This is a genomic window from Candidatus Kosakonia sp. 282A-S69, from assembly GCF_029433855.1.
GTDB lineage: Bacteria > Pseudomonadota > Gammaproteobacteria > Enterobacterales > Enterobacteriaceae > Kosakonia > Kosakonia cowanii_A.
Map to the genome: position 1 here is coordinate 2,452,958 of NZ_JAROAU010000003.1, position 25,979 is coordinate 2,478,936.

At 56.5% G+C, this 25,979-nt stretch carries 23 protein-coding genes; 11 read left to right on the forward strand and 12 right to left on the reverse strand.

From position 1 onward, the window contains the following. Positions 1-258: 258 nt before the first annotated feature. Positions 259-1,851 carry an ABC-F family ATPase gene (locus PU683_RS17280; RefSeq protein ID WP_277173634.1) on the reverse strand — a complete coding sequence of 531 codons (1,593 nt, stop codon included), beginning with the start codon at positions 1,849-1,851 and terminating at the stop codon, positions 259-261. Between the two features lie 207 nt (positions 1,852-2,058). Here PU683_RS17280 and ldtB point away from each other — a divergent pair, with 207 nt between their 5' ends. Next, a complete protein-coding gene (gene ldtB, locus PU683_RS17285) occupies positions 2,059-2,979 on the forward strand; it encodes a L,D-transpeptidase (RefSeq protein WP_277173636.1) in 921 nt (306 codons plus the stop codon). A gap of 52 nt (positions 2,980-3,031) precedes the next feature. On the opposite strand, the gene PU683_RS17290 is transcribed toward ldtB, so the two are convergent. The 9 genes from PU683_RS17290 to mntR all read right to left on the reverse strand — a co-directional run bounded on the left by PU683_RS17290 (position 3,032) and on the right by mntR (position 13,721). Next, entirely contained in the window at positions 3,032-3,748 is a 717-nt protein-coding gene (locus PU683_RS17290) for a GntR family transcriptional regulator (protein WP_277173638.1), read from the reverse strand. Positions 3,749-3,764: 16 nt separating this feature from the next. Continuing rightward, positions 3,765-5,084: a PTS sugar transporter subunit IIC gene (locus PU683_RS17295; RefSeq protein ID WP_277173640.1), complete on the reverse strand. Its 1,320-nt coding sequence runs from the start codon at positions 5,082-5,084 to the stop codon at positions 3,765-3,767. Between the two features lie 23 nt (positions 5,085-5,107). Continuing rightward, on the reverse strand, positions 5,108-6,484 hold the full coding sequence (locus PU683_RS17300; RefSeq protein WP_277173642.1) for a glycoside hydrolase family 1 protein: 1,377 nt from the start codon (positions 6,482-6,484) through the stop codon (positions 5,108-5,110). A gap of 199 nt (positions 6,485-6,683) precedes the next feature. Further along, a complete protein-coding gene (locus PU683_RS17305) occupies positions 6,684-7,724 on the reverse strand; it encodes an aldo/keto reductase (RefSeq protein WP_277173644.1) in 1,041 nt (346 codons plus the stop codon). Between the two features lie 101 nt (positions 7,725-7,825). Then, complete coding sequence (locus PU683_RS17310) at positions 7,826-9,349, reverse strand: efflux transporter outer membrane subunit (protein ID WP_277173646.1); 1,524 nt, start codon at positions 9,347-9,349, stop codon at positions 7,826-7,828. A gap of 1 nt (position 9,350) precedes the next feature. Next, positions 9,351-10,922 carry a DHA2 family efflux MFS transporter permease subunit gene (locus PU683_RS17315; RefSeq protein ID WP_277173648.1) on the reverse strand — a complete coding sequence of 524 codons (1,572 nt, stop codon included), beginning with the start codon at positions 10,920-10,922 and terminating at the stop codon, positions 9,351-9,353. Next, complete coding sequence (locus PU683_RS17320) at positions 10,919-12,043, reverse strand: HlyD family secretion protein (protein WP_277173650.1); 1,125 nt, start codon at positions 12,041-12,043, stop codon at positions 10,919-10,921. The genes PU683_RS17315 and PU683_RS17320 overlap by 4 nt, the downstream gene beginning before the upstream one ends. Positions 12,044-12,144: 101 nt before the next feature. Beyond that, a complete protein-coding gene (locus tag PU683_RS17325) occupies positions 12,145-13,254 on the reverse strand; it encodes an anion transporter (RefSeq protein ID WP_277173652.1) in 1,110 nt (369 codons plus the stop codon). Beyond that, complete coding sequence (mntR, locus tag PU683_RS17330) at positions 13,251-13,721, reverse strand: manganese-binding transcriptional regulator MntR (protein ID WP_187801874.1); 471 nt, start codon at positions 13,719-13,721, stop codon at positions 13,251-13,253. Before mntR ends, PU683_RS17325 begins: the two co-directional genes overlap by 4 nt. Before the next feature lie 186 nt (positions 13,722-13,907). Here mntR and mntS point away from each other — a divergent pair, with 186 nt between their 5' ends. Further along, positions 13,908-14,039, forward strand: a complete 132-nt coding sequence (gene mntS, locus PU683_RS17335) for a manganase accumulation protein MntS (protein WP_023481863.1) — start codon at positions 13,908-13,910, stop codon at positions 14,037-14,039. A gap of 277 nt (positions 14,040-14,316) precedes the next feature. After that, positions 14,317-15,906, forward strand: coding sequence for a phosphoethanolamine transferase (locus tag PU683_RS17340; protein WP_277173655.1), 1,590 nt, complete (start codon positions 14,317-14,319; stop codon positions 15,904-15,906). A 68-nt stretch (positions 15,907-15,974) separates the two neighbouring features. Here PU683_RS17340 and ompX read toward each other — a convergent pair whose 3' ends face one another. Then, positions 15,975-16,490, reverse strand: a complete 516-nt coding sequence (gene ompX, locus PU683_RS17345; RefSeq protein WP_124969018.1) for an outer membrane protein OmpX — start codon at positions 16,488-16,490, stop codon at positions 15,975-15,977. 358 nt (positions 16,491-16,848) lie between these two features. On the opposite strand from ompX, the gene rhtA reads away from it, so the two are divergent. From rhtA to ybiO, 6 genes are all read left to right on the forward strand, one after another. Further along, on the forward strand, positions 16,849-17,739 hold the full coding sequence (gene rhtA / locus PU683_RS17350) for a threonine/homoserine exporter RhtA (RefSeq protein WP_277173657.1): 891 nt from the start codon (positions 16,849-16,851) through the stop codon (positions 17,737-17,739). A gap of 294 nt (positions 17,740-18,033) precedes the next feature. After that, positions 18,034-18,537, forward strand: coding sequence for a DNA starvation/stationary phase protection protein Dps (gene dps / locus PU683_RS17355; protein ID WP_277173659.1), 504 nt, complete (start codon positions 18,034-18,036; stop codon positions 18,535-18,537). A gap of 369 nt (positions 18,538-18,906) precedes the next feature. Next, complete coding sequence (gene glnH, locus PU683_RS17360; protein ID WP_277173661.1) at positions 18,907-19,653, forward strand: glutamine ABC transporter substrate-binding protein GlnH; 747 nt, start codon at positions 18,907-18,909, stop codon at positions 19,651-19,653. 86 nt (positions 19,654-19,739) lie between these two features. Beyond that, the gene (glnP, locus tag PU683_RS17365) at positions 19,740-20,399 is read left to right on the forward strand and encodes a glutamine ABC transporter permease GlnP (RefSeq protein ID WP_187801868.1); all 660 of its coding nucleotides are present in this window, start codon (positions 19,740-19,742) and stop codon (positions 20,397-20,399) included. Further along, the gene (glnQ, locus tag PU683_RS17370) at positions 20,396-21,118 is read left to right on the forward strand and encodes a glutamine ABC transporter ATP-binding protein GlnQ (RefSeq protein ID WP_277173664.1); all 723 of its coding nucleotides are present in this window, start codon (positions 20,396-20,398) and stop codon (positions 21,116-21,118) included. The genes glnP and glnQ overlap by 4 nt, the downstream gene beginning before the upstream one ends. A 115-nt stretch (positions 21,119-21,233) precedes the next feature. Continuing rightward, positions 21,234-23,474 (forward strand): mechanosensitive channel protein, encoded by a 2,241-nt coding sequence (ybiO, locus tag PU683_RS17375; RefSeq protein WP_277173665.1) that lies wholly within the window; start codon positions 21,234-21,236, stop codon positions 23,472-23,474. Here the strand turns inward: ybiO and rlmF are convergent. Further along, positions 23,464-24,399 carry a 23S rRNA (adenine(1618)-N(6))-methyltransferase RlmF gene (gene rlmF / locus PU683_RS17380; RefSeq protein ID WP_277173667.1) on the reverse strand — a complete coding sequence of 312 codons (936 nt, stop codon included), beginning with the start codon at positions 24,397-24,399 and terminating at the stop codon, positions 23,464-23,466. The genes ybiO and rlmF overlap by 11 nt on opposite strands. Before the next feature lie 94 nt (positions 24,400-24,493). Between rlmF and PU683_RS17385 the strand changes: the two genes are divergently transcribed. Further along, entirely contained in the window at positions 24,494-25,108 is a 615-nt protein-coding gene (locus PU683_RS17385; protein WP_277173669.1) for a flavin reductase family protein, read from the forward strand. A gap of 496 nt (positions 25,109-25,604) precedes the next feature. Then, the gene (locus PU683_RS17390; RefSeq protein ID WP_277173671.1) at positions 25,605-25,871 is read left to right on the forward strand and encodes a DksA/TraR family C4-type zinc finger protein; all 267 of its coding nucleotides are present in this window, start codon (positions 25,605-25,607) and stop codon (positions 25,869-25,871) included. The last annotated feature ends 108 nt before the right edge of the window (positions 25,872-25,979 follow it).

The window sequence follows — 25,979 nt, forward strand, 5'->3', positions numbered from 1 at the left end:
TACGCGCCATCCGGCATCTGCTCCTTTGCCGGATGGCGGCTTCGCCTTATCCGGCCTACACAAGCAGAACGATCCCGTAGGCCGGATAAGCGTTTACGCGCCATCCGGCAATGTGTTCCTTTATTTACCCCTGTATTTCGCGTCGCGGGAAGGCGGCAAACCTGAGTATCCCCGGTAGCTTACGGAAGTAAGTGACCGGGGTATGAAGGTGCAGCCAACGCATCTGCGGCTCGAAAGAGGACGGTAAAGAGGGTGAATCTATTCGATACCCTTGGTACGCAAGTAATCTTCATAGTTGCCGGTGAAATCGACCACGCGCTGCGGCGTAATCTCAATCACGCGGGTTGCCAGCGAGCTGACAAATTCACGGTCGTGTGAGACGAAAATCAGCGTGCCCTGATACATCTCCAGCGCCATGTTCAGCGATTCGATCGACTCCATATCCAGGTGGTTGGTCGGTTCGTCCATCACCAGAATATTCGGTTTTTCCATCATCAGCTTGCCGAACAGCATACGGCCCTTCTCTCCCCCGGAGAGCACTTTCGCTGGCTTCTTGATATCGTCCTGGCTGAACAGCAGACGCCCCAGGATACCGCGCACCGCCTGCTCATCGTCGCCCTCCTGCTTCCACTGGCTCATCCAGTCGAACACCGTCAGGTCGTTATCAAAATCTGTCGCGTGATCCTGCGCGTAGTAGCCGATGCGGGCGTTTTCCGACCACTTCACCGTGCCGTTATCCGGCGTAAGCTCGCCGACCAGCGTTTTCAGCAGCGTGGTTTTACCGACGCCGTTGGTGCCGAGAATGGCGATTTTCTCGCCCACTTCCATCAGCATATTGAAGTTTTTAAACAGCGGGCCGTTATCGAAGCCTTTAGCAAGCTGCTCCACTTCCAGCGCGTTACGGAACAGTTTTTTATCCTGCTCAAAGCGGATAAACGGGTTCTGACGGCTGGAGGCTTTCACCTCGTCGAGCTTGATCTTATCGATCTGACGGGCGCGTGAGGTCGCCTGACGCGATTTCGACGCGTTAGCGCTAAAGCGGCTGACGAAGGATTGCAGCTCGGCAATCTGCGCTTTCTTCTTGGCATTGTCCGCCAGCAGGCGTTCGCGCGCCTGGGTAGCGGCGGTCATGTATTCGTCGTAGTTGCCCGGGTAGACGCGCAGCTCGCCGTAGTCGAGATCCGCCATGTGGGTGCAGACCATGTTCAGGAAGTGACGGTCATGCGAAATGATGATCATGGTGCTGTCGCGTTCGTTCAGCACCTGCTCCAGCCAGCGAATAGTGTCGATGTCCAGGTTGTTGGTCGGTTCATCGAGCAGCAGAATATCCGGGTTGGCGAACAGCGCCTGGGCCAGCAGCACACGCAGTTTCCAGCCGGGCGCGACTTCGCTCATCGGGCCGTAGTGCTGTTCAACCGGAATACCGACGCCGAGCAGCAGTTCGCCCGCGCGCGCTTCCGCCGAGTAGCCATCCATTTCGCCATACAGCACTTCGAGATCGGCCACTTTATAGCCATCTTCTTCGCTCATCTCGGCGAGGCCGTAAATGCGGTCGCGCTCCTGCTTCACTTCCCACAGCTCAGCGTGGCCCATGATCACCGTGTCGAGCACGCTGAAGGCTTCGAAGGCGAACTGATCCTGGCGCAGCTTACCGATGCGCTCATTCGGATCGAGAGAGACGTTGCCCAGCGACGGCTCTAAGTCGCCGCCGAGGATCTTCATAAAGGTGGATTTACCGCTCCCGTTCGCGCCGATCAGGCCGTAACGGTTGCCGCCGCCAAATTTGACGGAAATGTTTTCGAACAGCGGCTTACTGCCGAACTGCATGGTGACGTTGCTGGTGACTAACACGGCGATATCCTGAAATATGTGACAAACGCCATAGTATGCCACAATTCCGAATTAGATTCTTGCCCACTGTCAGGCCGCTACACTGCAAACAACGGGAAAAAAGTGTGATTTCGTCAACATCTGAATTCCCTGGACGGGGGAATGCACATATAATGCGCTTCCTGCATTCTCAACCCAACGGCCAGTGTGGCAATAATCTCGCACAACATGAATATGAAATTAAGAACTCTCTTCGCGGCGGCCTTTGCTGTCGTGGGATTTTGCAATAGCGCGTCTGCTGTGACTTATCCGCTGCCGACTGATGGTAGCCGTCTGATCGGTCAGAACCAGGTCGTAACCATTCCTGAAGGCAATACTCAGCCGCTGGAATATTTTGCGGCTGAATACCAGATGGGTCTCTCCAATATGCTGGAAGCTAACCCGGGCATTGACGCCTATCTGCCGAAAGGCGGCACGGTGATGAACGTTCCGCAGCAGCTAATCCTGCCGGATACCGTTCATGAAGGGATTGTGATTAACAGTGCGGAGATGCGCCTCTACTACTATCCGAAAGGCACCAACACGGTGATCGTGCTGCCAATCGGTATCGGTCAGTTGGGTAAAGATACCCCGATTGCCTGGACCACTAAAGTCGAGCGTAAAAAAGCCGGTCCGACCTGGACACCGACGGCAAAAATGCACGCCGAATATCAGGCAATGGGTCAACCGCTGCCGCCGGTAGTGCCGGCAGGCCCGGATAACCCGATGGGTCTCTACGCGCTCTATATTGGCCGCCTGTATGCGATCCACGGCACCAACGCCAACTTTGGTATCGGCCTGCGCGTGAGCCACGGCTGTGTGCGTCTGCGTAACGACGACATCAAATTCCTGTTCGAGAACGTGCCGGTCGGCACCCGCGTCCAGTTTATTGATGAGCCGGTTAAAGCGACCACCGAGCCGGATGGCAGCCGCTATATCGAAGTTCACAACCCGCTCTCCACCACCGAAGCGCAGTTTACCGGCGGCGAAATCGTGCCGATCGCGCTGACCAAAGCGGTGCAGGCGGTAACCAGCCAGGCTGACGTTGATACGAACGTAGTTGACCAGGCGATCCAGAACCGCTCCGGTATGCCGGTGCGTCTGAACTGATTTGCCGTGAGTTGAATCGGTAACAAAAAGCGGAGCATTAGCTCCGCTTTTTTTATCCGTGGTTGACCACAATCACCCCGCCGTGATCGTAGCGGTAGTGGCAATGGGCATACTCCAGCGGTGTGCCATCCTCCAGGTAGATAACCTGCTCCACCTCCAGCACCGGATCGGTCTCCTCGCAATTGAGGTACTGCTTATCCTCGTCGCAGGGCTTCAGCGCGCGGACAATGCGGTACGACCCCATAATTTTTAGCGCCAGATCGTCCTGCACATAGCGAAACACCGAGCTTTCCAGATGGCTGCGATTGAGCCCCGGCACCAGGTTTACCGGCATCAGCGTGAACTCCAGCGATACCGGTTCACCCTCCAGCAGACGCAGGCGCACAAAGTCATAGACCGGCTCATCCGGCCCCACCAGCAGCGAAGCCTGCTCCTTTTCACTGGCAAAACGCAGATCGAAGCGCACAATCTTGCTCGTCACTTCACCGACATTCTCCCAGGTTTTGGTAGCACCAAAATAGTCGCTGCCCGGCAGATCCCAGCGCGACAGCTGAAGGAAGTTTTTGCGGATAAAGGTGCCCTGCCCCTGGCGGGTATAGACCAGCCCCTCAACAATCAGCTGACGCATCGCCTGCTGGATGGTCATGCGGCTGGTATTAAACTCCGCCGCCAGCGCGAACTGGTCCGGCAGCGGTGCGCTGGCAGCATACTGCTGGCTAAGGATGCGCCGCTTAATTTCCCGCGCGATAGTGATATATTTTGCCGCCATGACCCGTCCCGGTAACTTAGTCTATCCCATTGTTTCTTAAGGCCACTCTCTCGGCAATTTTGAGGAAAGGCAGGTAGAAGAATACACCAAAGATGATGATTATCAACTGAACCACTACCGCCCGCCAGTCGCCCGCCGTCGCCAGCCAGGCGCTTAAAATGGGCGGCGTGGTCCACGGGATCATCACCACACAGCGCGCCATCCAGCCCATCGTCGTGCAGAACCAGGCAAACCAGATACCGAGTGCCGGCAGCAACACAAAGGGGATCATCAGCGGCAGGTTAAAGACAATCGGCAGGCCAAAAATTACCGGCTCGTTGATGTTAAACAGCCCCGGCGAAATGGCCAGCCGCGCTACCTGCTTCGCCGACTGCTGTCTGGCGAAGATAAAGATGGCGATCAGCAGCGACAGCGTGCTGCCGGTGCCGCCAATCATGCCGAAAGTCGGCACAAAAATGCTATTGATGATATGCGGAATCGGCTGGCCGTTGGCGAAGGCGAGCATATTCTCATTGGTGTTGATCAGCAGTAGCGGTTCGAGGATCACGCCGTTGACCACCGTCTGGTGAATACCGAGCGTAAAGAGGAAGTTACCGAAGCTGTAGATAAACAACGTGCCAGGGAGGCTGGTGTTGATCTGGCGCAGCGGCTGCTGAATCAGGGTGGTGATGAGATGGATCAGATCCGTATGCAGCAGGTTCGCCAGCAGCGCCGCCACCATCGCGAAGAGCGACAGCGTGATAATGGTCGGGATCAATGCTGAAAAGGATTGCCCCACCGCCGACGGCACATTATCGCCCAGCGAAATGGAGAAACGTTTTACGCTGGCGACGCGGATAAAGAGTTCCGTCGAGAGCAGGCCGATAATCACCCCGGCGAAAATGCCAGTGGTGCCGATATTAGCAAACGACAGCATCTGCGCGACGCTTACCGTGGTTTGACTCCCCACCGGCACCACATCAAGCTGCATTGGCATCATGATAATAAAACTGGCAATCGCAATGACTACCGCTGAGACCGGGTTCTCGAAGTTCTTATTACGCGCCAGCGACCAGGCCGTCATCGGCGCAATTAAAAGAGCCGCGATATTCAACGTGCCGTTAATCACCGCTTCGCCCCACACCTTAAAGCGCGCCAGCGTCTCCCCCTCCAGCACCCAGGGGAAAATCACGTTATTGATCAGCACCGCCAGCCCGGCGAGGATAAAAATCGGCATCACCGCCGCGAACGCGTCGCGCAGGGATCGCAGATGCACCTGGTTTGCCAGGCGGGCGGAGAACTCAACGAACTTATCGACGAATGACTGCATTTTCGGCGTGATTTTTGTCTCAGACATTGCGCTGCCCTCTTATCACTGCGTTACATGTCACGCCCGTTGCTACGGATCACCCGTTGCAGCCAGCGGTAGCTCTTTTTCGGTACGCGTCGCATATCTTTCAGGTCGTGGTTATCACGGTTGACGTAGACCACGCCGTAGCGTTTACGCATATCGCCCTGGGAGCTGAGGATGTCGATAAGCCCCCAGCCGAGATAGCCCATCACCTCCGCGCCATCTTCGAAGATGGCATCCTGCATCGCCTGCAGGTGATCGCGGTGATAAGTAATGCGGTACTCATCATCAATCGGATTGACGCCGTCCCACTCCTCAATCACGCCGATGCCGTTCTCAATCGGGAAGACCGGCAGCCGCCAGTCGTTGTAGTAGCGGGTGATAATGGCGCGAAAACCGAGCGGATCGATCTGCCAGCCCCACTCTGTCGCATCAAGGTAAGGGTTGGGCTTGTCGCCTTCGTGCAGGTAGTAGTTGACCGGCGTATCCGTGCTAATGGCGTCGCTGTCCAGCGTTTTGCTGGCGTAGTAGCTAAAGGCCATAAAGTCGTTTTTGACGCGCGCGATCTGCGCCAAATCCTCATCACGGTAGATATCGCCAAAGCCTTCGTTTTCCACCACCGCCATTACTGCCGGGCTGTAACCCTGCCCGGCGTAAACGCGCAGCAGGTTCTGATTGAGGAATTCGTCGTACAGCATGGCGCAGAAGATATCGCGCGGTTTGCAGGTGGCCGGGTAGATCAGCTGGTGCGCCAGCATACCACCCATCATTTTGCCAGGCTGGGTATCGTGCAGATAGTGCGTCAGCAGCACGTGCGCCATCATCACGTGGTGCTGGATCTGGTAAAGCTCGCGCAGGGTTTTCTCGCCCTTCAGGTAGCCGCCGACCTGAAATGCGCCGGGCATATGATAGATATTCTGCTCGTTAAAGGTGAGCCAGTACTTCACCTTACTGCCGAAGCAGTCGATCATCTTCTGCCCGTAGCGCACAAAGGCGTCGAGCACGTGACGATCGACAAAACCGTTATATTTTTCCGCCAGCGCCAGCGGCATATCGAAGTGGTAGAGGCAGACCATCGGCTCAATACCGCGCGCCAGCAGATCGTCAATAAAACGATGGTAAAAATCGATGCCCTCCTGATTAAATTCGCCGTCTCCCTGCGGGCAGACGCGGCTCCAGGCGATCTGAAAGCGGTAACAGTTCATGCCCAGATCCTGCATCAGATCGAAATCTTCCTGATACCGGTGATAGGAGTCGGTGGCGACTTTCCAGTCGGAGGCGAATTCGCTCGCTTCGCGGATATCGTAGACCGACATCCCCTTGCCGCCCTCATTCCACGCCCCTTCGGTCTGCATGCTGGAGACAGAGTTGCCCCATAAAAAACCGGTCGGTAATATTCTGCTCATCGCGCTTTCTCCATGACTAGTCATTTTGTTCATATGACTAGTCATATAGCGAATGGCGAAATAACAGGCAAAGAGAGAAGCGCGGTTTTGTGACGCTTTTCGAAAGAATTGTGTGAAACGGGGAGGAGAAGCGGTGCAAAATGCAGCAGGCCGGACAGGGTGAATGCTTATCCGGCCTGCGCTTTATAGCTGAGGTAAATTACTGCTGATTCAATTGATTACGGCGATACTCACCCTGGCGCTCCAGCATCCAGCCGGGGTATTCACGCGGCAGCGCGCTGACGGCATCAAGCTGTTTAAGCTCCTCATCGTTCAGCTGCACGGTCGCTGCGGCGAGATTATCCTCCAGCTGTTCCGGGCGTTTCGCGCCGATAATCACGCTGGTCACCGCCTGCTGATGCAGGAGCCAGGCCAGCGCGATCTGCGCGACACTCACGCCTTTGCTGTCGGCGATAGTGCGCATCACCTCTACGCAGTCAAAAGCGCGATCTTTATTCACCGGTGGGAAGTCAAACTCCACCCGGCGGCCGCCCGCTTCGGCTTTGCCATCCCGATCATATTTGCCGCTCAGCAGGCCGCCCGCCAGCGGGCTCCAGACCATCAGACCGACATTTTCACTCTGCATCATCGGCAACAGTTCGCGCTCCAGATCGCGCCCGGCAATCGTGTAGTAGGCCTGTAGCGAAGCGAAACGCGCGAGGCCCAGGCGCTCCGAGATGCCCAGCGCTTTAGCAATCTGCCACGCCGCCCAGTTGGAGACGCCGATATAGCGTACATGCCCGTGCTGCACCAGCGTATCAAGCGCACAGAGCGTCTCTTCCATTGGCGTCGCCGGATCAAACCCGTGTAGCTGATAGAGATCGATATGATCGAGTTGCAGGCGCTTGAGGCTCGCTTTCACGCTCTGAACAATGTGAAAGCGCGAACTGCCGCGGGAATTGACCCCTGCGGTGCCGGTTTCACCGAAGACTTTGGTAGCCACCACCACATTCTCACGCGGCACCTTGAGGTTTTTTAATGCCTGGCCGGTGATCTCTTCCGAACGTCCGCCGGAGTAAACATCGGCGGTATCAATAAAATTGATCCCGGCATCGAGGGCGCGACCGACCAACGCCTCAGCCTGTGCCTGCTGAAGCTGGCCGATTTTGCCCCACATATCCTCCTGACCGCCGAAGGTCATGGTGCCGAGGCAGAGTTCAGAAACAAACAGTCCGGTATTGCCCAGTTTTTTGTAGCGCATGGTAGCGTCTCCTCATCGGTTGTGTTGACGCAATCAGTTATACGCTCCGTGTCTGCGCGGCGAATGTGGGGATCCTGCCTGTTTCTTGCCCAATCCTCTGATTATCCGCGCGGCGCGTCGCCAAAGATTTTGTAATCAGGTAGTTGCACATTCTGGTACGGCTCCCAGCCGCCGCCAAGCGCTTTGTAGAGCGCAACGAGGTCGAGGCTGCTCTGCACCCGCGCCTGCTCACGTTGCTGGCTCGCCTGCGCCAGCTGGCGCTGGGCATCGAGCACATCAAGGAAGCTGGCAATCCCTTTGCGGTAGCTGTCGCTGGCGAGCGAAAAGGCGTTTTGCAGCGCCTCCAGGGTCTTATCGAGACTCGCCTCACGCTGCTGGTCGGCGCGGTAGCTGACCAGCGCATTCTCGACATCGTTCAGCGCGCTGAGCACCGTCTGGCGATAGTTGAGCACCGCGGCACCCTGCTGCGCGCGCGCCAGCTTGACGCTCGACACCAGCCGTCCCCCCTGGAAAATAGGGATCGAGACCTGCGGGCCGAAGCTGTAGAAGTGGCTGCTCCAGTCCGTCAGCCAGTTAGTTTCGCTATTGCGCAGACCAAACTGGCCGCTGAGCGTCAGGCTCGGGAAGAGCTGCGCGACGGAGACGCCGATTTGCGCGGTCGCCGCGTGCAGCGTCGCCTCCGCTTCGCGCACGTCGGGGCGGCGGCGCGCTAACGTGGATGGAATGCCGGTCGGCACCACGTCCGGCAAAGCCGGGAGCGGCTGTGCACCGCGCAGTTCGCTATCCAGCGCGCCCGGCGTTTTACCGAGCAGCACCGCCAGCGCGTTCATCGCCTGGCGCTCCTGCGCCTGGTACTGCGGCAGTTGCGCTTCGAGGTTTGCCGCCTGGGCACGGGCATTCTCCACGTCCAGCTGCGGCGATAACCCACCCTGCTGGCGGTTTTGCGTCAGGGTGAAAGTCTCCTGCGCACTCTGAATTTGCGTATTCAGTGAGGCGATGATGCTCTGTGCGCCGCGCAGTTGCAGCCAGGCACGCGCCACTTCCGCTTCCAGCGACACCAGTGCGTCGTTACGCTGTTCAATCGCCTGCTGCTGCTGGGCGGTCGTGGCCTCGACCTGACGGCGCACTTTGCCCCACAGATCCAGCTCCCACTGGGCATCAAAGCTGCCCTGGTAGAGATTGACCGGCTGAGTTAACGCGCCCAGCGCGCCGCTGACCGCCGGGTCGGCACTCTCCAGTTGACCATAGACATCATGGGATTTCAGTTCCCCCTCCAGCCCCAGCTGCTGACGCGTTGCCTGCAGCGAGCCGTTCACCGCCGGCAGAAACGCGCCGCCCGCCTGGTTGATCTGTTCACGGGCACCGGCGATGCGCAGCACCGTCTGTTGCAGGGATAAATTCCCGGCAATCGCCCGTTCGATCAGGCTGTTAAGTTGCGGAGAATTAAAGGTGGTCCACCAGCGCGGATTGACCGCCTGCGGCGTCGCCCGGGATTTCACCGACGCATCACCCGGATCGTTCCAGCGCGCCGGGGTTTGCGGCTGCGCGGGCTGGTAATCCGGCCCGACCGCGCACCCGGCCAGGCACAGTGACAGAAAGGTAACGGGAAAATGACGCCATGCCATATTAATGTGCTCCTGCGCTGCCTTCGCTCTTGATCGGCGAAAGCAATAGACAAAATGGGATCAACAGTACCGCCACCACGCTCAGAATGGTGAAGACATCGATGTAGGCAAGAATGCGCGACTGGGCGACCATCGCTTTGTACATCTGTCCGGTGGCGTTAGAGAAGGGATCGCCCGCCAGGCTGGTGAAGTTGCGCACCGCCTCCGCCATCGAGCGCAGCGCCAGCTGGAAGGGCTCATTAAAGGGCGAAGTATGTTCGGAGAGGTGCGACATATGCGCCTGCGAACGCTCGGTGATCGCCGCCGTTGAGAGCGAGATGCCGATCGAACCCGCCACATTACGAAACATGGTAAATAGCGCCGCCGCATCGGCGTTGAGCTGGCGCGGGATAGTGATAAAAGCAATGGTGGTGAGCGGCACAAACAGGAAGCCAAGCCCGATCGACTGCGCGCTGCGAAACAGCACCAGCGTTTCAAAATCGACATCTGGAGCCAGCGATCGCGTCCACCAGAAGGAGGCCGCGAGGCAGAAGAAGCCGAAGGCGATAATCCAGCGCGTCTGCACCACCGGCATGAGCTTCAACACCAGCGGAATGGTTAACACAATCAATATTGCCCCCGGCGAGAGTACCAGCCCCGACCAGGTCGCGGTGTAGCCCAGATCCTGCTGCGCCAGCTGCGGGATCACCACCGAGCTGCCATAAAGGATCATCGCCATGCCGGCCATCAACAGGCTGGAGACGGCAAAGTTTTTATCGGCCATGCAGCGCAGATCGACCACCGGCTTTTTGGCGTACATCAGCCAGTAGATAGCGCCCACAAGCCCTATCGCCGTCAGCACCGCAAAGATACGGGTGAAGTCGGAGTTAAACCAATCCTCATCCTCCCCGCGGTCAAGCATCACCTGCAGGCAGCCAAGACCGAGCGCGATCAGGCCAATGCCCGGCCAGTCGATGGAGAGTTTCTGTTTTGATTTACGCTCCCACGGCGGATCTTCCAGCAGCTGATAGATGGCCAGCACCGTGACAATCCCCACCGGGATATTGATAAAAAAGACCCAGCGCCAGGAGTAGTTATCGGTGATCCAGCCGCCCAGCGTCGGGCCAAGCACCGGGGCCACGATAATGGCGATAGAGGAGAGACCAAAGGCTTTGCCGCGATCTTCCGGTTTAAAGTAGTCCAGCAGTACCGACTGCTGCGTCGGTTGCAGGCCGCCGCCGAAGAAGCCCTGCAAAATACGAAACAGAATGATCTCCCACAGCTCAGTGGCGATACCGCATAAGAAGGAGCAGACGGTAAACATCACGATACAGATGAGGAAAAACTGTTTGCGGCCAAAGGTACGGCTAAGAAATGCGGAGATCGGCAGCACGATACCGTTCGCCACCAGGTAGCTGGTCAGCACCCATGTCGATTCGTCATAACTGGCTGAGAGCGACCCGGCGACATGCGGCAGCGCCACGTTAACGATAGTGGTGTCGAGGATCTCCATAAATACCGCGAGGGTGACGACCCACGCCACCGCCCACGGGTTACTGGCCGGACGCCAGTTTTCATGGCTGTGGTCGGTCATTCCAGCGTAACCTTCGGTTCAACAGAGAGGCCGAGCGGCAGCGGTTTATTCGGATCCAGCCCCTTATCGATAACGATCTTCACCGGCACACGCTGAACGATCTTCACAAAGTTACCGGTGGCGTTTTCCGACGGGAAGGCGGCGAACTTTGAGCCACTCCCCTGCTGGATACTGTCGACATGCCCTTCCAGCTCAAGATCCGGCCAGGCATCGACGGTGACCGTCACTTTATTGCCCGGGCGCATACGCTCCAGCTGTGACTCTTTAAAGTTGGCCGTCACCCACACCTCTTGCGAGACCAGGGAAAAGAGCGCGGTCCCGGCCTGCACCAGCGTGCCGGTTTGCACATTACGTTTGGTGACGTAACCATCAAACGGCGCGCGGACGTTGGTCCACGAGAGGTTAAGATTGGCGGTTTCCAGCTGCGCTTTCGCCTGCGCAACCTGCTGCTCGCGCGCCTCGACGTTGGTCTCCTGCTGGCGGATCTGCAACTGCACCTGCTCAGCCACTTCCAGCTGCGCCTGCGCGCTGGCAAGCTGCGCCTGGGCACTGCGCAGCTGCGCATTGGCGGTATCAATATTTTGCTGGGTGGTGGCGCGGGGATCGACACCGCGCTGGCGTTTATAGGCGGCTTCAGCGTTGGCGAGATCGGCCTTCGCTTTCAGTACCTGCGCGCGCGCTTCATCCCGCTGCGCCGGGTACTGCACTCTGGAGAGCGCTAATTGCGCCTGCGCCTGGTGAAGCTGCGCGGTCGCCAGCCCAAGCTGGGCCTGCGCCTGATCGCGCTGGGCGGTAGCATCGCGTGGGTCGATCACCACCAGCAGATCGCCCTTTTTCACCCGCTGGTTATCTTTTACCCGCAGCTCGGTCACGTAGCCCGCCACTTTGGGCGCGATGGTCACCGCATCGCCGTCGGTGAAGGCGTCATCGGTGGTCTCCTGGTTGCGGGTTAATAACCACCACACCAGCGCCACCACGACCATTACCACCACAACAATGCCAAGAATAATCAGTGGCTTCTTTCCGGGGCGTTTGCGGGGTTTGTCCTCTTGCTGCTCTTTTTCGTCTTGCTGCTCTTTTTCGTCCTGAACATCGTCAGGTTGAGTTCTCTTTTCTGCCATAGTCTCGCAACGTTCCTGTCAGGTAACGGCGCCGGGAGTGCGCCGTTTACTAAACTTAGGCGGTTGCTATACATTTGCCAGGATAAACTGACAAATCAGCACTATATGACTAAGAGTAATCCGTATCCCACCAGCGCAGCCCACACCAGCAGCGGCATGGAGTAGAGATGGAAGCGCCACCAGATACGGCGATTATTTGCCATACGCAGGGCGATAAGGTTCGCCAGCGAACCCGGCAGCAGGCCAAAACCCCCCACGTTGACCGCCCAGGCGAGCAGCGTATCGGGCGGAACATAGTTGAGCAGCAGAATGGTCGCCGGCACATTACTGATAAACTGCGACAGGCCAATCGCGGTCAGCCATAAGCCAGGCGGCGAGAGCTGGCCGGTGCTGGCAAGGGTCGCGTGCAGGGCCGGAAGCTGGGTCAGCAGATGGACATCGATAAACATGGCGATAAAAACCAGCAGCAGCGTCCAGTCGACGCTGAATACCACCCGGCGCGCCAGAAAGAGAAAACCGACGGCGATAATCGCCAGCCCCCACAGCTCCTGCTTCAGCTCAAGCGCGGTGATAAAGACCAGGTAAAAACCGAGGCAGCTCCAGACCAGCTTCGGTTTCCACTCGCTTGAACTCTGCCCGCTATGGTAGGTCAGCGCTTTGCCGGAGAAGCAGAACCAGCAGAGCACCAGCAGCGTGACCATCATCGCCAGCGCCAGCGGCGCCATCTGCCAAATGAAGGCCGGGAAAGAGAGCCCCGAACGTCCCCAAATCAGGATGTTCTGCGGGTTGCCGATGGGCGTAAGTAGCGATCCGGCGTTGACCGCCAGCGCTTCAAAGATGATCAGCCGGTTAACCGGAATTTCGCACAGCTTCTTTAAGGTAATGGTCAGCGGTACGACGATAAAGAGCGCGACATCATTCGTAAGAAAGGTGGAGAGCACCGCCGCCGCCAGCACGAGGAAGATCGCCAGCTGACGTTCGTGCTGAAAACGACGCACCATGCGTCGGCCAATAACATCAAAATAGCCGCTCAGCTCCACCCCTTTGGTCAGCAGCATTAAGCCGCTGAGGGTGATAATGGTGTGCCAGTCGATGGCGCCAGGCCACTTCTTTGGTGCAAAGGGGACAAAGAAGCATAAGGCGATGCCGATCAACAATAACAGGTGGAGAAAGCGGTCACGCGCCAGGGCGCGCAGAAAAGGGAGGTTCATTCAGATGGCGTCTCGTGTTGCTGCGTGAAACGACGAAAACACTCGAGGGTCTCTTCGCTGACGTGGTGCTCCATCCCTTCCGCATCGCGCCGGGCGATATCCGGGCTGACACCCAACACCAGCAGGAAACTCTCAACGATTTGATGGCGTTCGCGGCTCTCCTGCGCCAGCTTCTCCCCTTCGGCGGTGAGAAAGACACCGCGCCACGGGATCTGCTCAATCAGACCGACCGAGGCGAGCCTTTTTAACATTTTTGCTACCGTAGGCTGCGATACGCCGAGGCGCGCGGCCATATCGACCTGGCGGGCCTCCCCCACTTCGCGGATCAGATCGGAGATGAGTTCAACATAGTCATCAATCAGCTCGCGGCGATGCGCTTCGCGCACCTGGCGGAAGCCTTCGACATGCTCTTCGACATTAACCAGCGTCACTTTTTTTATTGTTTGCTTACCTGCGCGACGGTTCATAGTGCTTCCCCTGACGGTGAGACGCTGTGCAGCATCATATAAGAGAGGCGCATTGTAAACCATCCGTGAATCAGTACAAAAAATTAACGTATTAGCCGTAGCTATGTAATATAGCCTGTGCTATATCTGTATGTAATGCGTTCACCTTTCATGGATCGAAGGGGTCCTAATTAGCAGGAGGTGACAATGAATGAGTTCAAGAGGTGTATGCGCGTGTTTAGCCACTCTCCCTTTAAAGTCCGTTTAATGCTGCTCAATATGTTGTGCGATATCGTCAACGGTAAGCCGCAGCAGAACGAAGATAAACCTACCCACTGATGCGGCGTCGCGGTACGCCGCTTCATATTTCTGTCATTTTATCCCTTCATACTGACCTCTTTTCCCCAAAATCCGCGTCATTTTGCTGGATTTGCAATCACTCTCGCAAAACAAACTCTTAGCTGCTGTTGACCTTCACCCCGCCGCGCTTTATCTTTGCGCAGCCCTGCACTCAATGCGCACCGCAGACGCGGATCCCCTCCCCCTCTCAGCGCGCTGTCCGGCAGGTTTTGACCCTTACGCCAGGGTGAGCACATGGCGTTTCACGAAATCATCTATGAGCGTAATCCTTAAAGAGTCCGTTGCCCTGCGCGGTCAGTCGATCAATCCGTGGATTGGTTTCTATTTCCTGCAGTCCCTGTTAATTAACTTTGCCCTTGGCTACGAATTCAGCGTGCTGTATGCGGTGGTCTCCACCTGCGCGCTCTGCGTGCTCTGGCGTCATGCACCGCGCGCGCAAAAAATTTTTCTGGCGATCACAACGCTTACCGCTGCCAGCTACTTTCCGTTTGGCCAGGCTTATGGCGCGCCCAACTTCAACACCCTGCTGGCGCTGCGTTCAACCAATATCGAAGAGTCATCGGAAATTCTGACCATCTTTCCGTGGTATCACTATGTGATTAGCCTTGGCATCCTCGCGCTGGGCGTGGTGGCACTGCGCCGCCGGGTATTGGTGCCGTCAACGCCGTGGCTGAAGTGGGACACGCTGGGCGTGATCTTTTGCGTCGCCTCCTACTTTATTGGCCCGGTGCAGAACCACTTTCGCGGCTTTGAGTTCCGCCTGATCGACACTGGCGTGCCGGTGCTGCGCTTTGTGCGCGATGTCGCCTACAACTATCACGAAGTGAAGGTGGAAGAGGAGAACATGGCGCAGCTCTCCGGGATGAAAGATACGTGGACAGTCACCGCCGTAAACCCGAAGTATCACGTCTATGTGGTCGTGATTGGTGAGAGCGCGCGCCGCGATGCGCTGGGTGCTTTTGGCGGTCACTGGAACAACACACCGTTTGCCAGCCAGGTGAATGGCGATCTCTTTACCGACTATATAGCCGCCAGCGGATCGACACAGAAGTCTCTCGGCCTGACTTTAAACCGCGTGGTCAACGACAAGCCACAGTATCAGGATAACTTTGTCACGCTGGCGAGCCGCGCCGGTTTCCAGACATGGTGGTTCTCCAACCAGGGGCAGATTGGCGAGTATGACACTGCCATCGCCAGTATTGCGAAGCGCGTCGACGAAGTGCAGTTCCTGAAACGGGGCGACTTTGAAGCGGATAAAAACACCCGCGATGAGGATCTGTTAACGCTCACCAACCAGGTGCTGAGCGTGCGGCGTAATCAACCGCAGCTGATTGTGTTACATCTGATGGGCTCGCATCCGCAGGCGTGCGATCGCACCGGCGGCAAGTACAACGAGTTTGTACAGTCGAAAGAGACCTCCTGCTACCTCTACTCCATCACCCAGACGGACACTCTGCTGAGCAAGATCTACTCCCAGCTGCGCAACAGCGGCGAGAGCTTCTCGATGGTCTACTTCTCCGATCATGGTTTGGCCTTTAAAGAGCGCGGCAAAGAGGTGCAGTACCTGGCGCATGACGACCATTTTCAGCAGAACTTCCAGGTACCGTTTATGGTGGTCTCAAGCGATGCGACCAAACATCGTCTGATTAAGGCGCGCCGCTCCGCCAACGACTTTTTGAGCTTCTTCTCGCAGTGGACCGGCATTAGCGCCACGCAGATCAAAAACTCCTACCCCTTTATCTCGGGGAAAAAAGCGGGACCCGTCTACGTGACCAACTTTAAGTTACAGAAAGTGGACTATAACCATCTCGGCACGGATCTGTTCGACACGCGCAGCACGCATTAACGGTCTATGCTTGTTGCAGGCAAAAAAAATCCGCCCCTTGAGGCGGATTTTTATTATCGCGAAAGCGATTAGAAGCGGTAACCAACACCGGCAATCCAGGTGCCAACGTCAACGCTACGGATACGGCTCTGCTCGTAGGAGAAGTCCAGAGCAACGTTTTCCATCGGGTTGAACTGCAGACCAGCACCGTAGGAGAAGCCGTAGTCGCTGGTGTCAGAAACTTTAGCAACGTCAGCAGTCTGCTGGAATTTACCGTAGCCAACACCCACTACACCGTAGATGCTCGCCCAGTCATTGATGCGGAAAGCCGGACCAGCAGTGATGCCGTAGTACTGAGCTTTGTTATAAACGCCTTCACCGGTAGTACGATCTTTTTCGGTGTAGGTAAAGGAACCGATAACGCCCAGCGGGTTGTTGTCCTGCTCGTAACGATATTTTAGGTTGAAACCGTTGGTTTTGTTAGCAATACCCTGAGCGTCGCTCTGAGCATAACCGCCGGAAACAGTAGAAGTTGATGCTACTGCGGAACCTGCAGAAACCGCCAGAAGAGCGGCCAGTGCTGAAAGACATGCAATTTTTTTCATAATCCACCTCAAATGTGCTTCAAGAAATCCTGGGTACTACGCATTTAAATATATCAAAAATTATAAGGAAACTCTTTGAGAGAAATAGAGTCTAAAGCGTTCTTTCATGTAACAGAAAGTTTCCGCATCTTAACAACTCTTTCATTAACAAGCAGTTTTCTCAAGAGCCGGACTATTATGGTACCTGTTCCTGAATTCGTTCATCCAGATTATTCTTAAATAAACAGGCCAATAAACGACCGGCCGAGGGTCATTATACGGATTTTTTCAGCCTTTTTTACAACCAACCATCAACCGTCTGAATACTATTTCAAGTAAACTGTTGGCTCTGCTTCACCAGACACTTAACGGAGAAAGGATGCCTGTTTTGCCGCGTAAACTGCCGGTGTGGGTACCGGTCATCATACTGCTCATCGCGATGACCTCAATTCAGGGAGGGGCGTCACTGGCGAAATCGCTCTTTCCTTTAGTTGGCGCGCCTGGCGTCACCGCGCTTCGTCTTGCCCTCGGCACGCTTATCCTCGTGATCGTCTTTAAACCCTGGCGTCTGCGTTTCACCCGCGAACAACGTCTGCCGCTGCTCTTTTATGGCCTGTCGCTGGGGGCGATGAACTACATGTTCTACCTGGCGATCCAGACCGTACCGCTCGGTGTGGCCGTGGCGCTGGAGTTTACGGGCCCGCTGGCCGTTGCCCTCTTCGGCTCCCGTCGTGCGGTCGATTTCATCTGGGTGATCCTCGCCGTGCTGGGGCTGTGGTATCTGCTGCCGCTGGGCCAGGATGTGGCGCAAGTTGATTTGACCGGCGCGGCGTTTGCGCTCGGCGCGGGCGCCTGCTGGGCTATCTATATTCTGACCGGGCAGCGCGCGGGCGAGGATCATGGCCCGGCAACCGTCGCGCTCGGGTCGCTGATTGCCGCCATTATCTTTGTTCCCCTTGGCGCATTTCAGGCCGGCGACGTGTTGTGGCACTGGTCGATTTTACCGCTCGGTATTGCGGTGGCGATTTTGTCGACCGCATTGCCCTATTCGCTGGAGATGATCGCCCTTACCCGGTTACCGACGCGCACCTTCGGCACACTGATGAGCATGGAGCCAGCGCTTGCCGCCGTCTCGGGCATGGTCTTCCTCGGCGAGACGCTAGCGCTCCAGCAGGTGCTGGCTTTGATGGCGATCGTGATTGCCTCAATGGGGTCGACATTAACCCTGCGTCGCGAGACCACAATAAAAGAAGTGGATAGGAGTAAATAATAATTATTCAGCATGAGATTCCGCTCATGCTGAATATTCATTCAAACCTTTGACATTATTTTTTACGCTTTAAGTAAATTCTTTATTAATTAGAATTATTCCTGGTTATCACCTCTTTCTTTATTAGATTTATCTTACATTTCATTCGATTAGTTGCGCGTTTTCGAAATCGTGACCTATATTTAAATCACGCTATCGAACTGATAGGCATAGCCAAAACCGACGACGGTTAATCTGGTGCTATACTTAGTTCCGGTAATTACCTGGGACACAAACATCAAGAGGATATGGATTATGAGTACCGCTAAACTGGTAAAAACGAAAGCGTCTAATCTGCTTTATACCCGTAACGATGTATCGGACAGCGATAAACAAGCGACCATTGAACTGCTGAATCGCCAGGTGATCCACTTCACTGACCTGTCTCTGATCACCAAGCAGGCTCACTGGAACATGCGTGGCGCGAACTTCATCGGCGTGCATGAGATGCTGGATCAGTTCCGTACTTCGCTGGTAACGCATCTCGATACGATGGCAGAGCGCGTGGTTCAGCTGGGCGGTGTTGCACTGGGTACTACTCAGGTGATCAACAGCAAAACGGCGGTGCAAAGCTACCCGCTGGACATTCACAGCGTACAGGATCACCTGAAAGAGCTGGCCGATCGTTACGCGGTTGTGGCGAACGACCTGCGTAAAGCCATTACCGAAGCGAAAGATGAAGATACCGCAGATATCTTTACCGCCGCTTCCCGCGATCTGGATCAGTACCTGTGGTTTATCGAAGCTAACATCGAATAACCCAGATCGTTTTGTTATCGCTCAGACCCCTGCACCCTCTGGTGCGGGGGTTTGCACTTTTATGGTGCAACACTTCGTCTCCCTCCCCAGCATAAAGTTACCGCTTCGTAATTATCTCATCACAAAATTGTTAATAAGTGATTGTTTCTCACCCACGTTGGGCGCTAAATAGCAGCACTGCCGACAATCGCGCGCGAGCGCACCAAAAGAGTGACTCAAAATGGTGCATTACGGCGTCATTGCTACACTTATTGTGCAACCGGTTAAAGCTTCGCCTTTACAAAACAATAGGTTGTAAACCTGGCATGATTTTTTCATACTGCGTTCATTCTCGCAGGGGCTCGCTCCCCCGATACAAAAGGAAACACTATGAAGTCTGTATTGAAATTCTCCCTGGCTGCACTCGCTCTCGCCTTTGCTGTTTCTTCTCAGGCTGCTGATAAAAAACTGGTTGTGGCTACCGATACTGCGTTCGTTCCTTTCGAATTCAAAAAAGGCAATCAGTATGTTGGCTTCGACATCGATCTGTGGGCTGCCGTGGCAAAAGAGCTGAAGCTGGATTATGAACTGAAGCCGATGGACTTCAGCGGCATCATCCCCGCCCTGCAAACCAAAAACGTTGATGTCGCACTGGCGGGCATCACTATTACTGAAGAGCGCAAAAAAGCGATCGACTTCTCCGACGGCTACTACAAAAGCGGCCTGCTGGTGATGGTGAAAGCCGACAACAACGACGTGAAGAGCGCGAAAGACCTCAATGGTAAAGTGATCGCGGTTAAGAGCGGCACCGGCTCCGTGGATTACGCAAAAGCAAACATCAAAACCAAAGATCTGCGCCAGTTCCCGAACATCGATAACGCCTACATGGAACTGGGTACCGGCCGCGCTGACGCGGTTCTGCATGACACGCCAAACATCCTCTACTTCATCAAAACCGCCGGCAACGGTCGTTTTAAAGCGGTAGGCGACTCTCTGGAAGCGCAGCAGTACGGCATCGCCTTCCCGAAAGGCAGCGACGATCTGCGTGAGAAAGTGAACGGCGCGCTGAAAACCCTGCGCGAGAACGGTACGTACAACGAAATCTACAAAAAATGGTTCGGTTCTGAGCCTAAATAATTATTAAAAAGTAACAGGTTAAACGTCGGGGGCGGCTTTCGTCCCCGCGCTATTTGTCTCTTCTACGGTATACAGGAATTAATCACATGCAGTTTGACTGGAGCGCCATCTGGCCCGCCATTCCGCTTCTACTGGACGGGGCCAAAATGACCTTGTGGATCTCGATCCTCGGTCTGGCTGGCGGTATCGTTATCGGCCTGTTGGCCGGTTTAGCCCGTACCTACGGCGGGTGGATCTCAAACCACGTCGCCCTCGTGTTTATCGAAATTGTCCGCGGCACGCCGATTGTCGTACAGGTGATGTACATCTACTTCGCCCTGCCGATGGCGCTGCCGGATCTGCGCATCGATACCTTCACCGCCGCGGTGGTGACAATCATGATCAACTCCGGCGCCTATATTGCCGAGATCACCCGTGGCTCGGTGCTGTCGATCCATAAAGGTTTTAGCGAAGCGGGTATGGCGCTCGGTCTGTCGCGCCGCGAAACCATTCGCCACGTCATTATGCCGCTGGCGCTGCGCCGCATGCTGCCACCGCTTGGCAACCAATTGATCATCAGCATCAAAGATACCTCGCTGTTTATTGTTATCGGCGCGGCTGAACTGACCCGCCAGGGCCAGGAGATCATCGCCGGTAACTTCCGCGCGCTGGAGATCTGGACCGCCGTCGGGGTTATCTATCTCATCATTACCCAGGCACTCAACATCGTGCTTCGCCGTCTTGAAAAAAGGATGAAAATCCTGTGATTGAATTTAAAAATGTTTCCAAGCACTTCGGTAAAACCCAGGTGCTGCATGATATCGACCTCAACATTACTCAAGGTGAAGTGGTGGTGATTATCGGTCCCTCCGGCTCCGGTAAATCGACCCTGCTGCGCTGCATCAACAAGCTGGAAGAGATCACCACAGGCGATCTGATTGTTGATGGTCTGAAGGTCAACGACCCGAAAGTGGACGAACGCCTGATCCGCCAGGAAGCGGGCATGGTGTTCCAGCAGTTTTACCTCTTCCCACACCTGACGGCGCTGGAGAACGTGATGTTTGGCCCGCTGCGCGTGCGCGGCACCAACAAAGCGGAAGCGGAAAAGCAGGCGAAAGCGCTGCTGGCGAAAGTGGGTCTCGCTGAGCGCGCCCATCACTACCCCTCAGAGCTCTCCGGCGGTCAGCAGCAGCGTGTGGCGATTGCCCGCGCGCTGGCGGTAAAACCGAAGATGATGCTGTTTGATGAGCCAACCTCAGCGCTCGATCCGGAGCTGCGTCATGAAGTGCTGAAAGTGATGCAGGATCTGGCCGAAGAGGGGATGACGATGGTGATCGTGACCCACGAAATCGGCTTTGCCGAAAAAGTGGCCTCGCGTCTGATTTTCATTGATAAGGGCCGCATTGCTGAAGATGGCAACCCGCAGCAGCTGATTGAGAATCCGCCCAGCCAGCGCCTGCAGGAGTTCCTGCAGCACGTCTCCTGACAGCCAACCCCTCCAGCCGGAGGGGTTTTTCTTTTGCGGATTGTGCGCAATCTCTTCTCCCCCTCCCCCGGCACCTATACTTATCCCTTTGCGGGATTTTCTCACCGGAGGAGCTATGCCGTGGATTTTGTTACTGATTAGCCTGCTGTGCGCGCCGCTTCAGGCCGCGACGATACCCGGCGTGACCGCCGCAACAACCTCCCCCACCTCTGCACAAACCGGCGAACCCGATGTTGAACAGAAAAAAGCGGCCTATGGCGCGCTGGCCGATGTACTGGAGAATGAGGAGTCACGCAAAGAGCTGATTGATCAGCTGCGTAAAGTCGCCACGACACCGCCGCAGGAGCCGGTACCGGTCATCACGCCGCCCGCCCTTGAAGAGCAGAAAACGGTGCTGGAGAAGGTCACCGAAGTGGTGGATTACTATGGCGACGCGCTCTCGACCCGTTTTGCTCAGCTCTGGCGCAACATTACCGGCTCGCCGCACAAAGCCTTCAACCCGCAAACGTTCACCAATGCCGCCAGCCACTTCATGCTGCTCGCGCTGCTGGTGTTCGCCTTCTGGTGGACCGTGCGATTTTGCGTCTCGCCCGTTTACCGCAGAATGGGTGCCTGGGGACGGCGTAAAAACCGCGACAGTAGCAACTGGCTACAGCTGCCGTCGATGATCGTCGGGGCTTTTATTATCGACATCATGCTGCTGGCGCTGACGCTCTTTGTCGGCCAGGTACTGCGTGCCAACCTCACCGGAGGCAACAGCACCATCGCTTTCCAGCAGAGCCTGTTTCTTAATGCCTTCGCGCTGATTGAGTTTTTCAAAGCAATCCTGCGGCTTATCTTCTGCCCACGCATTCCCGATCTGCGCCCGTTTCATATTCGTGATGAGACAGCGCGCTACTGGCACCTGCGCTTAAGCGCGCTCAGCAGCCTGATTGGCTATGGGCTGCTGGTGGCGGTGCCGATTATCTCCAATCAGGTAAATATCCAGTTCGGCGCGCTCGCCAACGTGGTGATCATGCTCTGCATCACCCTCTGGGCGCTTTACCTTATTTTCCATAACAAGCGCGAGATCCAGCATAACCTGATCCTGCTGGCGGATCGCTCGCTAGCCTTCTTCAGCCTCTTTATCCGCGCCTTTGCGCTGGTGTGGCACTGGCTCGCCAGCGCCTACTTCATCGTGCTCTTCTTCTTCTCGCTCTTCGATCCGGGCAACAGCCTGAAGTTTATGATGGGCGCGTCGTTGAGCAGCCTGGCGATCCTCAGCGTCTCCGCCTTTATCTCCGGGGTGCTGTCGCGCTGGCTGGACAAAACCATCACCCTGGCGCCGCAGGTACAGCGCAACTACCCGGAGTTGCAAAAGCGGCTTAACGGCTGGTTATCGGCTTCGATGAAGACCGCCCGGTTTCTGGTGGTCTGCACCACCATTCTGCTGCTGCTGAGCGCGTGGGGGCTGTTTGATTTCTGGCACTGGCTCAATTATGGCGCCGGAGAGAAGGCGGTCGATATTCTGATTCGCATCGCGCTGATCCTCTTCTTCTCCGCCGTCGGCTGGACCTTGTTAGCCACGATTATCGAGAACCGGCTGACATCCGATATACATGGTCGCCCGCTGCCCAGCGCGCGCACGCGTACTCTGCTGACGCTGTTTCGCAACGCGCTGGCAGTGGTCATCAGCACCATTACGGTGATGATTGTGCTCTCAGAGATTGGGGTGAATATCGCGCCGCTGCTGGCGGGTGCCGGGGCGCTGGGTCTGGCGATCTCGTTCGGTTCGCAAACCCTGGTGAAAGATATCATCACCGGCATATTTATTCAGTTCGAGAATGGAATGAATACCGGCGATCTGGTAACCATCGGCCCGCTTACCGGCACGGTGGAGCGCATGACCATCCGCTCCGTCGGCGTGCGCCAGGATACCGGCGCGTATCACATTATCCCGTGGTCATCGATCACTACCTTCGCCAACTTTGTGCGCGGGATTGGCTCGGTGGTGGCGAACTACGATGTCGATCGTCATGAGGATACAGACAAGGCCAATCAGGCGCTGAAGGATGCGGTGGCAGAGCTGATGGAGCAGGAGGAGATCCGCGGCCTTATTATCGGCGAACCGAACTTTGCCGGGCTGGTCGGGCTGACCAACACCGCCTTTACGTTGCGTGTCACCTTCACGACCCTACCGCTAAAGCAGTGGACGGTGCGTTTCGCCCTCGACACGATGGTGAAAAAGCATTTCGATCTCGCCCACGTGCGCCCGCCGGTGCAGACCTACCAGATGGTCTCAGCCCCCGAAGGTATCGGGCAAGCGCAACCGGCGGCGAACACGGGTACGCCGCCGCCCGCACAACCTACCCTTTAAAACGACTCTGCGCCCAGCGTTTGCGCTGGGCTTCATCGAGGAAGCTCCAGGCGACAAAGCGGCTCTGCTTCTGCCCCTGCGCCATCTCTTTTTTCACCACTTTTACTGCGCCGACCTGCGTCAGGGCGCGGTAAAGTTCCGGCAAATTGTCGCCGCGTGACACCAGCGAGGTGAACCACAACACCTGGCGAGCAAACTGTTTACTCTCGGCAATCATCGTTTTGATAAAGGCTACTTCACCGCCTTCACACCACAGCTCCTGCTGCTGGCCGCCGAAGTTCGCCGCGTCTGTGACAGACTGGCCAAGGTTGCGCCGCTTGCGCTCGCTGCCCGCCTGTGCGCTCTGCGCCGAGTCATGGAAAGGAGGGTTACAGATAACGGCATCGTAGGACTCATTTTTATGAATGATGCCGGTGAGGATCGCCGCCCTCTCTTTCTGGCGACGCAGGCGTATCGCGCGCGTCAGGCCGGGGTTGGCGGCAATGATCGCCTGTGCGCTGGCAAAAGCTTCGGCGTTGACTTCGCTGCCGGTAAAGCGCCAGCCATATTGATGGGCACCAATCAGCGGATAGATGCAGTTCGCGCCAGTGCCGATATCAAGCACGCTGGCCTGCGCCGGGATGGTACCGTTATCGCTCTCTGCCAGCAGATCGGCAAGATGATGCAGATAGTCCGCGCGGCCCGGCACCGGCGGGCAGAGAAAGCCCTCCGGGATATCCCACTCGCGTACGCCGTAGAAGTGCGCCAGCAGCGCCTTATTCAGGGCTTTCACCGCCTGCGGATCGGCAAAGTTAACGGTCTCTTCCCCGTTCGGATTGCGCGTGATAAAGGCGCGCAGCGACGGGTTGACGGCGCACAGGGCGTCAAGGTCGTAGCGGCTATGGTGGCGGTTACGCGGGTGCAGACCCGGCTTCTGGGCATTCATGGCATTCTCCTGTTAACAGCGGCGTAAGATACCCGTTGACGCCAGCCGGGTAAATAAGGGAGCCTGAAGAAACTTTTTGCCATCAGGAGACGCTATGTATTTTTATGAGCCCGCGAAAGGTCATGGCCTGCCGCACGACCCGCTGAACGCCATTGTTGGCCCGCGCCCTATCGGCTGGATCGCCTCGCTGGACGGGCAAGGCCGCCGCAACCTTGCCCCTTATAGCTTCTTCAACTGCTTTAACTACCGCCCGCCGATTATTGGTTTCGCCAGCAGCGGCTGGAAAGATAGCGTGCAGAATATTGTCGAGAGCAAAGAGTTCGTCTGGAATTTAACCACCCGCGATTTGGCGGTGCAGATGAATGAGACCTCCGCGTCGCTGGCGCACGGCGAAGATGAGTTTGCCCGCGCCGGGCTGACCCCGGCAGAGAGTCGCCTGGTACGCGTCCCGCGCGTGGCAGAGAGCCCGGTTAACTTTGAGTGCCGCCTTTCGCAGTGCATTCAGCTCACCGCCGCCGACGGCAGCCCGATTGAGAGCTGGCTGGTGCTGGGGGAAGTGGTTGCGGTGCATATTGATGAGTCGCTGCTCGAAGAGGGCATCTACCAGACGGCGAAGGCGCAGCCGGTGCTGCGCGCCGGCGGCCCGTCCGCTTATTACGGTATTAGCGAGGAGCAGCGTTTCGATCTGGTCAGGCCGGATAATCGTTAAGATATTGCCGTCCGGCATAATTCCCATCATCTATACCGGATGGGGGGTTGGCATGTTGGATTAGTGGAAGGGTTCCGTTCACCATGCGTTCGGGAGTTTCATTAACCTTTTATGCGGTGAACGGGACAAGGGAAGCGGCCGCGCTCCCCTTGTCAATCCCCGCGGCCCCGCGAGGAAATCGGTGCTGCGCACTGCGCTCACCTCCCGCGTGTCTGACTGCGGCCGGCTCGACTCGACTTGCTCGCCCCTACGGGACTCGCTCCCTGTCTCGGTTCGCCTCTGTCCGCCATCCATGGCGTCCAGACCTTGTCATTCACGCTTCGGTTCGCCGATTTCAGCGGGGACATAACCCCTCGCTGTGAGATCTGACGTAAAAACAATATCGATATGGCTGTAAGCTCGTTTTGGTTGGCCGGATAAGGCGCAGCCGCCATCCTGCCGACAACCTCATGCCCCTTTATAGCGTCTATACTTAATGGCTACAGAGGAGGACATTATGGCTTCAGGTTGGGCAAACGACGATGCAGTACAGCAGCAGATCGACAGCACCATTGAGGATGCGGTCGCCCGTGCACGCCGGGACATTCCGGGAGGTGAGAGCCTTAAAGAGTGCGAAGAGTGCGGGGAAAAGATCCCGGAAGCGCGGCGTAAAGCGATTCCCGGCGTGCGGCTGTGCGTCAATTGTCAGCAGGAGAAAGATTTACATAACTCGACATACTCAGGATATAATCGCAGGGGATCGAAGGATAGCCAGCTACGCTGACTTTTTCTGACGTTTTCTGGCAGGATAAACGCTTACCTTTACCTTCACACTTTTCCGCTTCGCTTGTCGCAAAATGTGCCGCTTATCTTGCCACGCCAACAGAGTGCA

Coding starts and splice junctions, on each gene's coding strand:
- ldtB (WP_277173636.1), top strand. CDS start 2,059: ATGAATATGAAATTAAGAACTCTCTTCGCGGCGGCCTTTGCTGTCGTG.
- PU683_RS17290 (WP_277173638.1), bottom strand. CDS start 3,748: ATGGCGGCAAAATATATCACTATCGCGCGGGAAATTAAGCGGCGCATC.
- PU683_RS17295 (WP_277173640.1), bottom strand. CDS start 5,084: ATGTCTGAGACAAAAATCACGCCGAAAATGCAGTCATTCGTCGATAAG.
- PU683_RS17300 (WP_277173642.1), bottom strand. CDS start 6,484: ATGAGCAGAATATTACCGACCGGTTTTTTATGGGGCAACTCTGTCTCC.
- PU683_RS17305 (WP_277173644.1), bottom strand. CDS start 7,724: ATGCGCTACAAAAAACTGGGCAATACCGGACTGTTTGTTTCTGAACTC.
- PU683_RS17310 (WP_277173646.1), bottom strand. CDS start 9,349: ATGGCATGGCGTCATTTTCCCGTTACCTTTCTGTCACTGTGCCTGGCC.
- PU683_RS17315 (WP_277173648.1), bottom strand. CDS start 10,922: ATGACCGACCACAGCCATGAAAACTGGCGTCCGGCCAGTAACCCGTGG.
- PU683_RS17320 (WP_277173650.1), bottom strand. CDS start 12,043: ATGGCAGAAAAGAGAACTCAACCTGACGATGTTCAGGACGAAAAAGAG.
- PU683_RS17325 (WP_277173652.1), bottom strand. CDS start 13,254: ATGAACCTCCCTTTTCTGCGCGCCCTGGCGCGTGACCGCTTTCTCCAC.
- mntR (WP_187801874.1), bottom strand. CDS start 13,721: ATGAACCGTCGCGCAGGTAAGCAAACAATAAAAAAAGTGACGCTGGTT.
- mntS (WP_023481863.1), top strand. CDS start 13,908: ATGAATGAGTTCAAGAGGTGTATGCGCGTGTTTAGCCACTCTCCCTTT.
- PU683_RS17340 (WP_277173655.1), top strand. CDS start 14,317: ATGAGCGTAATCCTTAAAGAGTCCGTTGCCCTGCGCGGTCAGTCGATC.
- ompX (WP_124969018.1), bottom strand. CDS start 16,490: ATGAAAAAAATTGCATGTCTTTCAGCACTGGCCGCTCTTCTGGCGGTT.
- rhtA (WP_277173657.1), top strand. CDS start 16,849: ATGCCTGTTTTGCCGCGTAAACTGCCGGTGTGGGTACCGGTCATCATA.
- dps (WP_277173659.1), top strand. CDS start 18,034: ATGAGTACCGCTAAACTGGTAAAAACGAAAGCGTCTAATCTGCTTTAT.
- glnH (WP_277173661.1), top strand. CDS start 18,907: ATGAAGTCTGTATTGAAATTCTCCCTGGCTGCACTCGCTCTCGCCTTT.
- glnP (WP_187801868.1), top strand. CDS start 19,740: ATGCAGTTTGACTGGAGCGCCATCTGGCCCGCCATTCCGCTTCTACTG.
- ybiO (WP_277173665.1), top strand. CDS start 21,234: ATGCCGTGGATTTTGTTACTGATTAGCCTGCTGTGCGCGCCGCTTCAG.
- rlmF (WP_277173667.1), bottom strand. CDS start 24,399: ATGAATGCCCAGAAGCCGGGTCTGCACCCGCGTAACCGCCACCATAGC.
- PU683_RS17385 (WP_277173669.1), top strand. CDS start 24,494: ATGTATTTTTATGAGCCCGCGAAAGGTCATGGCCTGCCGCACGACCCG.
- PU683_RS17390 (WP_277173671.1), top strand. CDS start 25,605: ATGGCTTCAGGTTGGGCAAACGACGATGCAGTACAGCAGCAGATCGAC.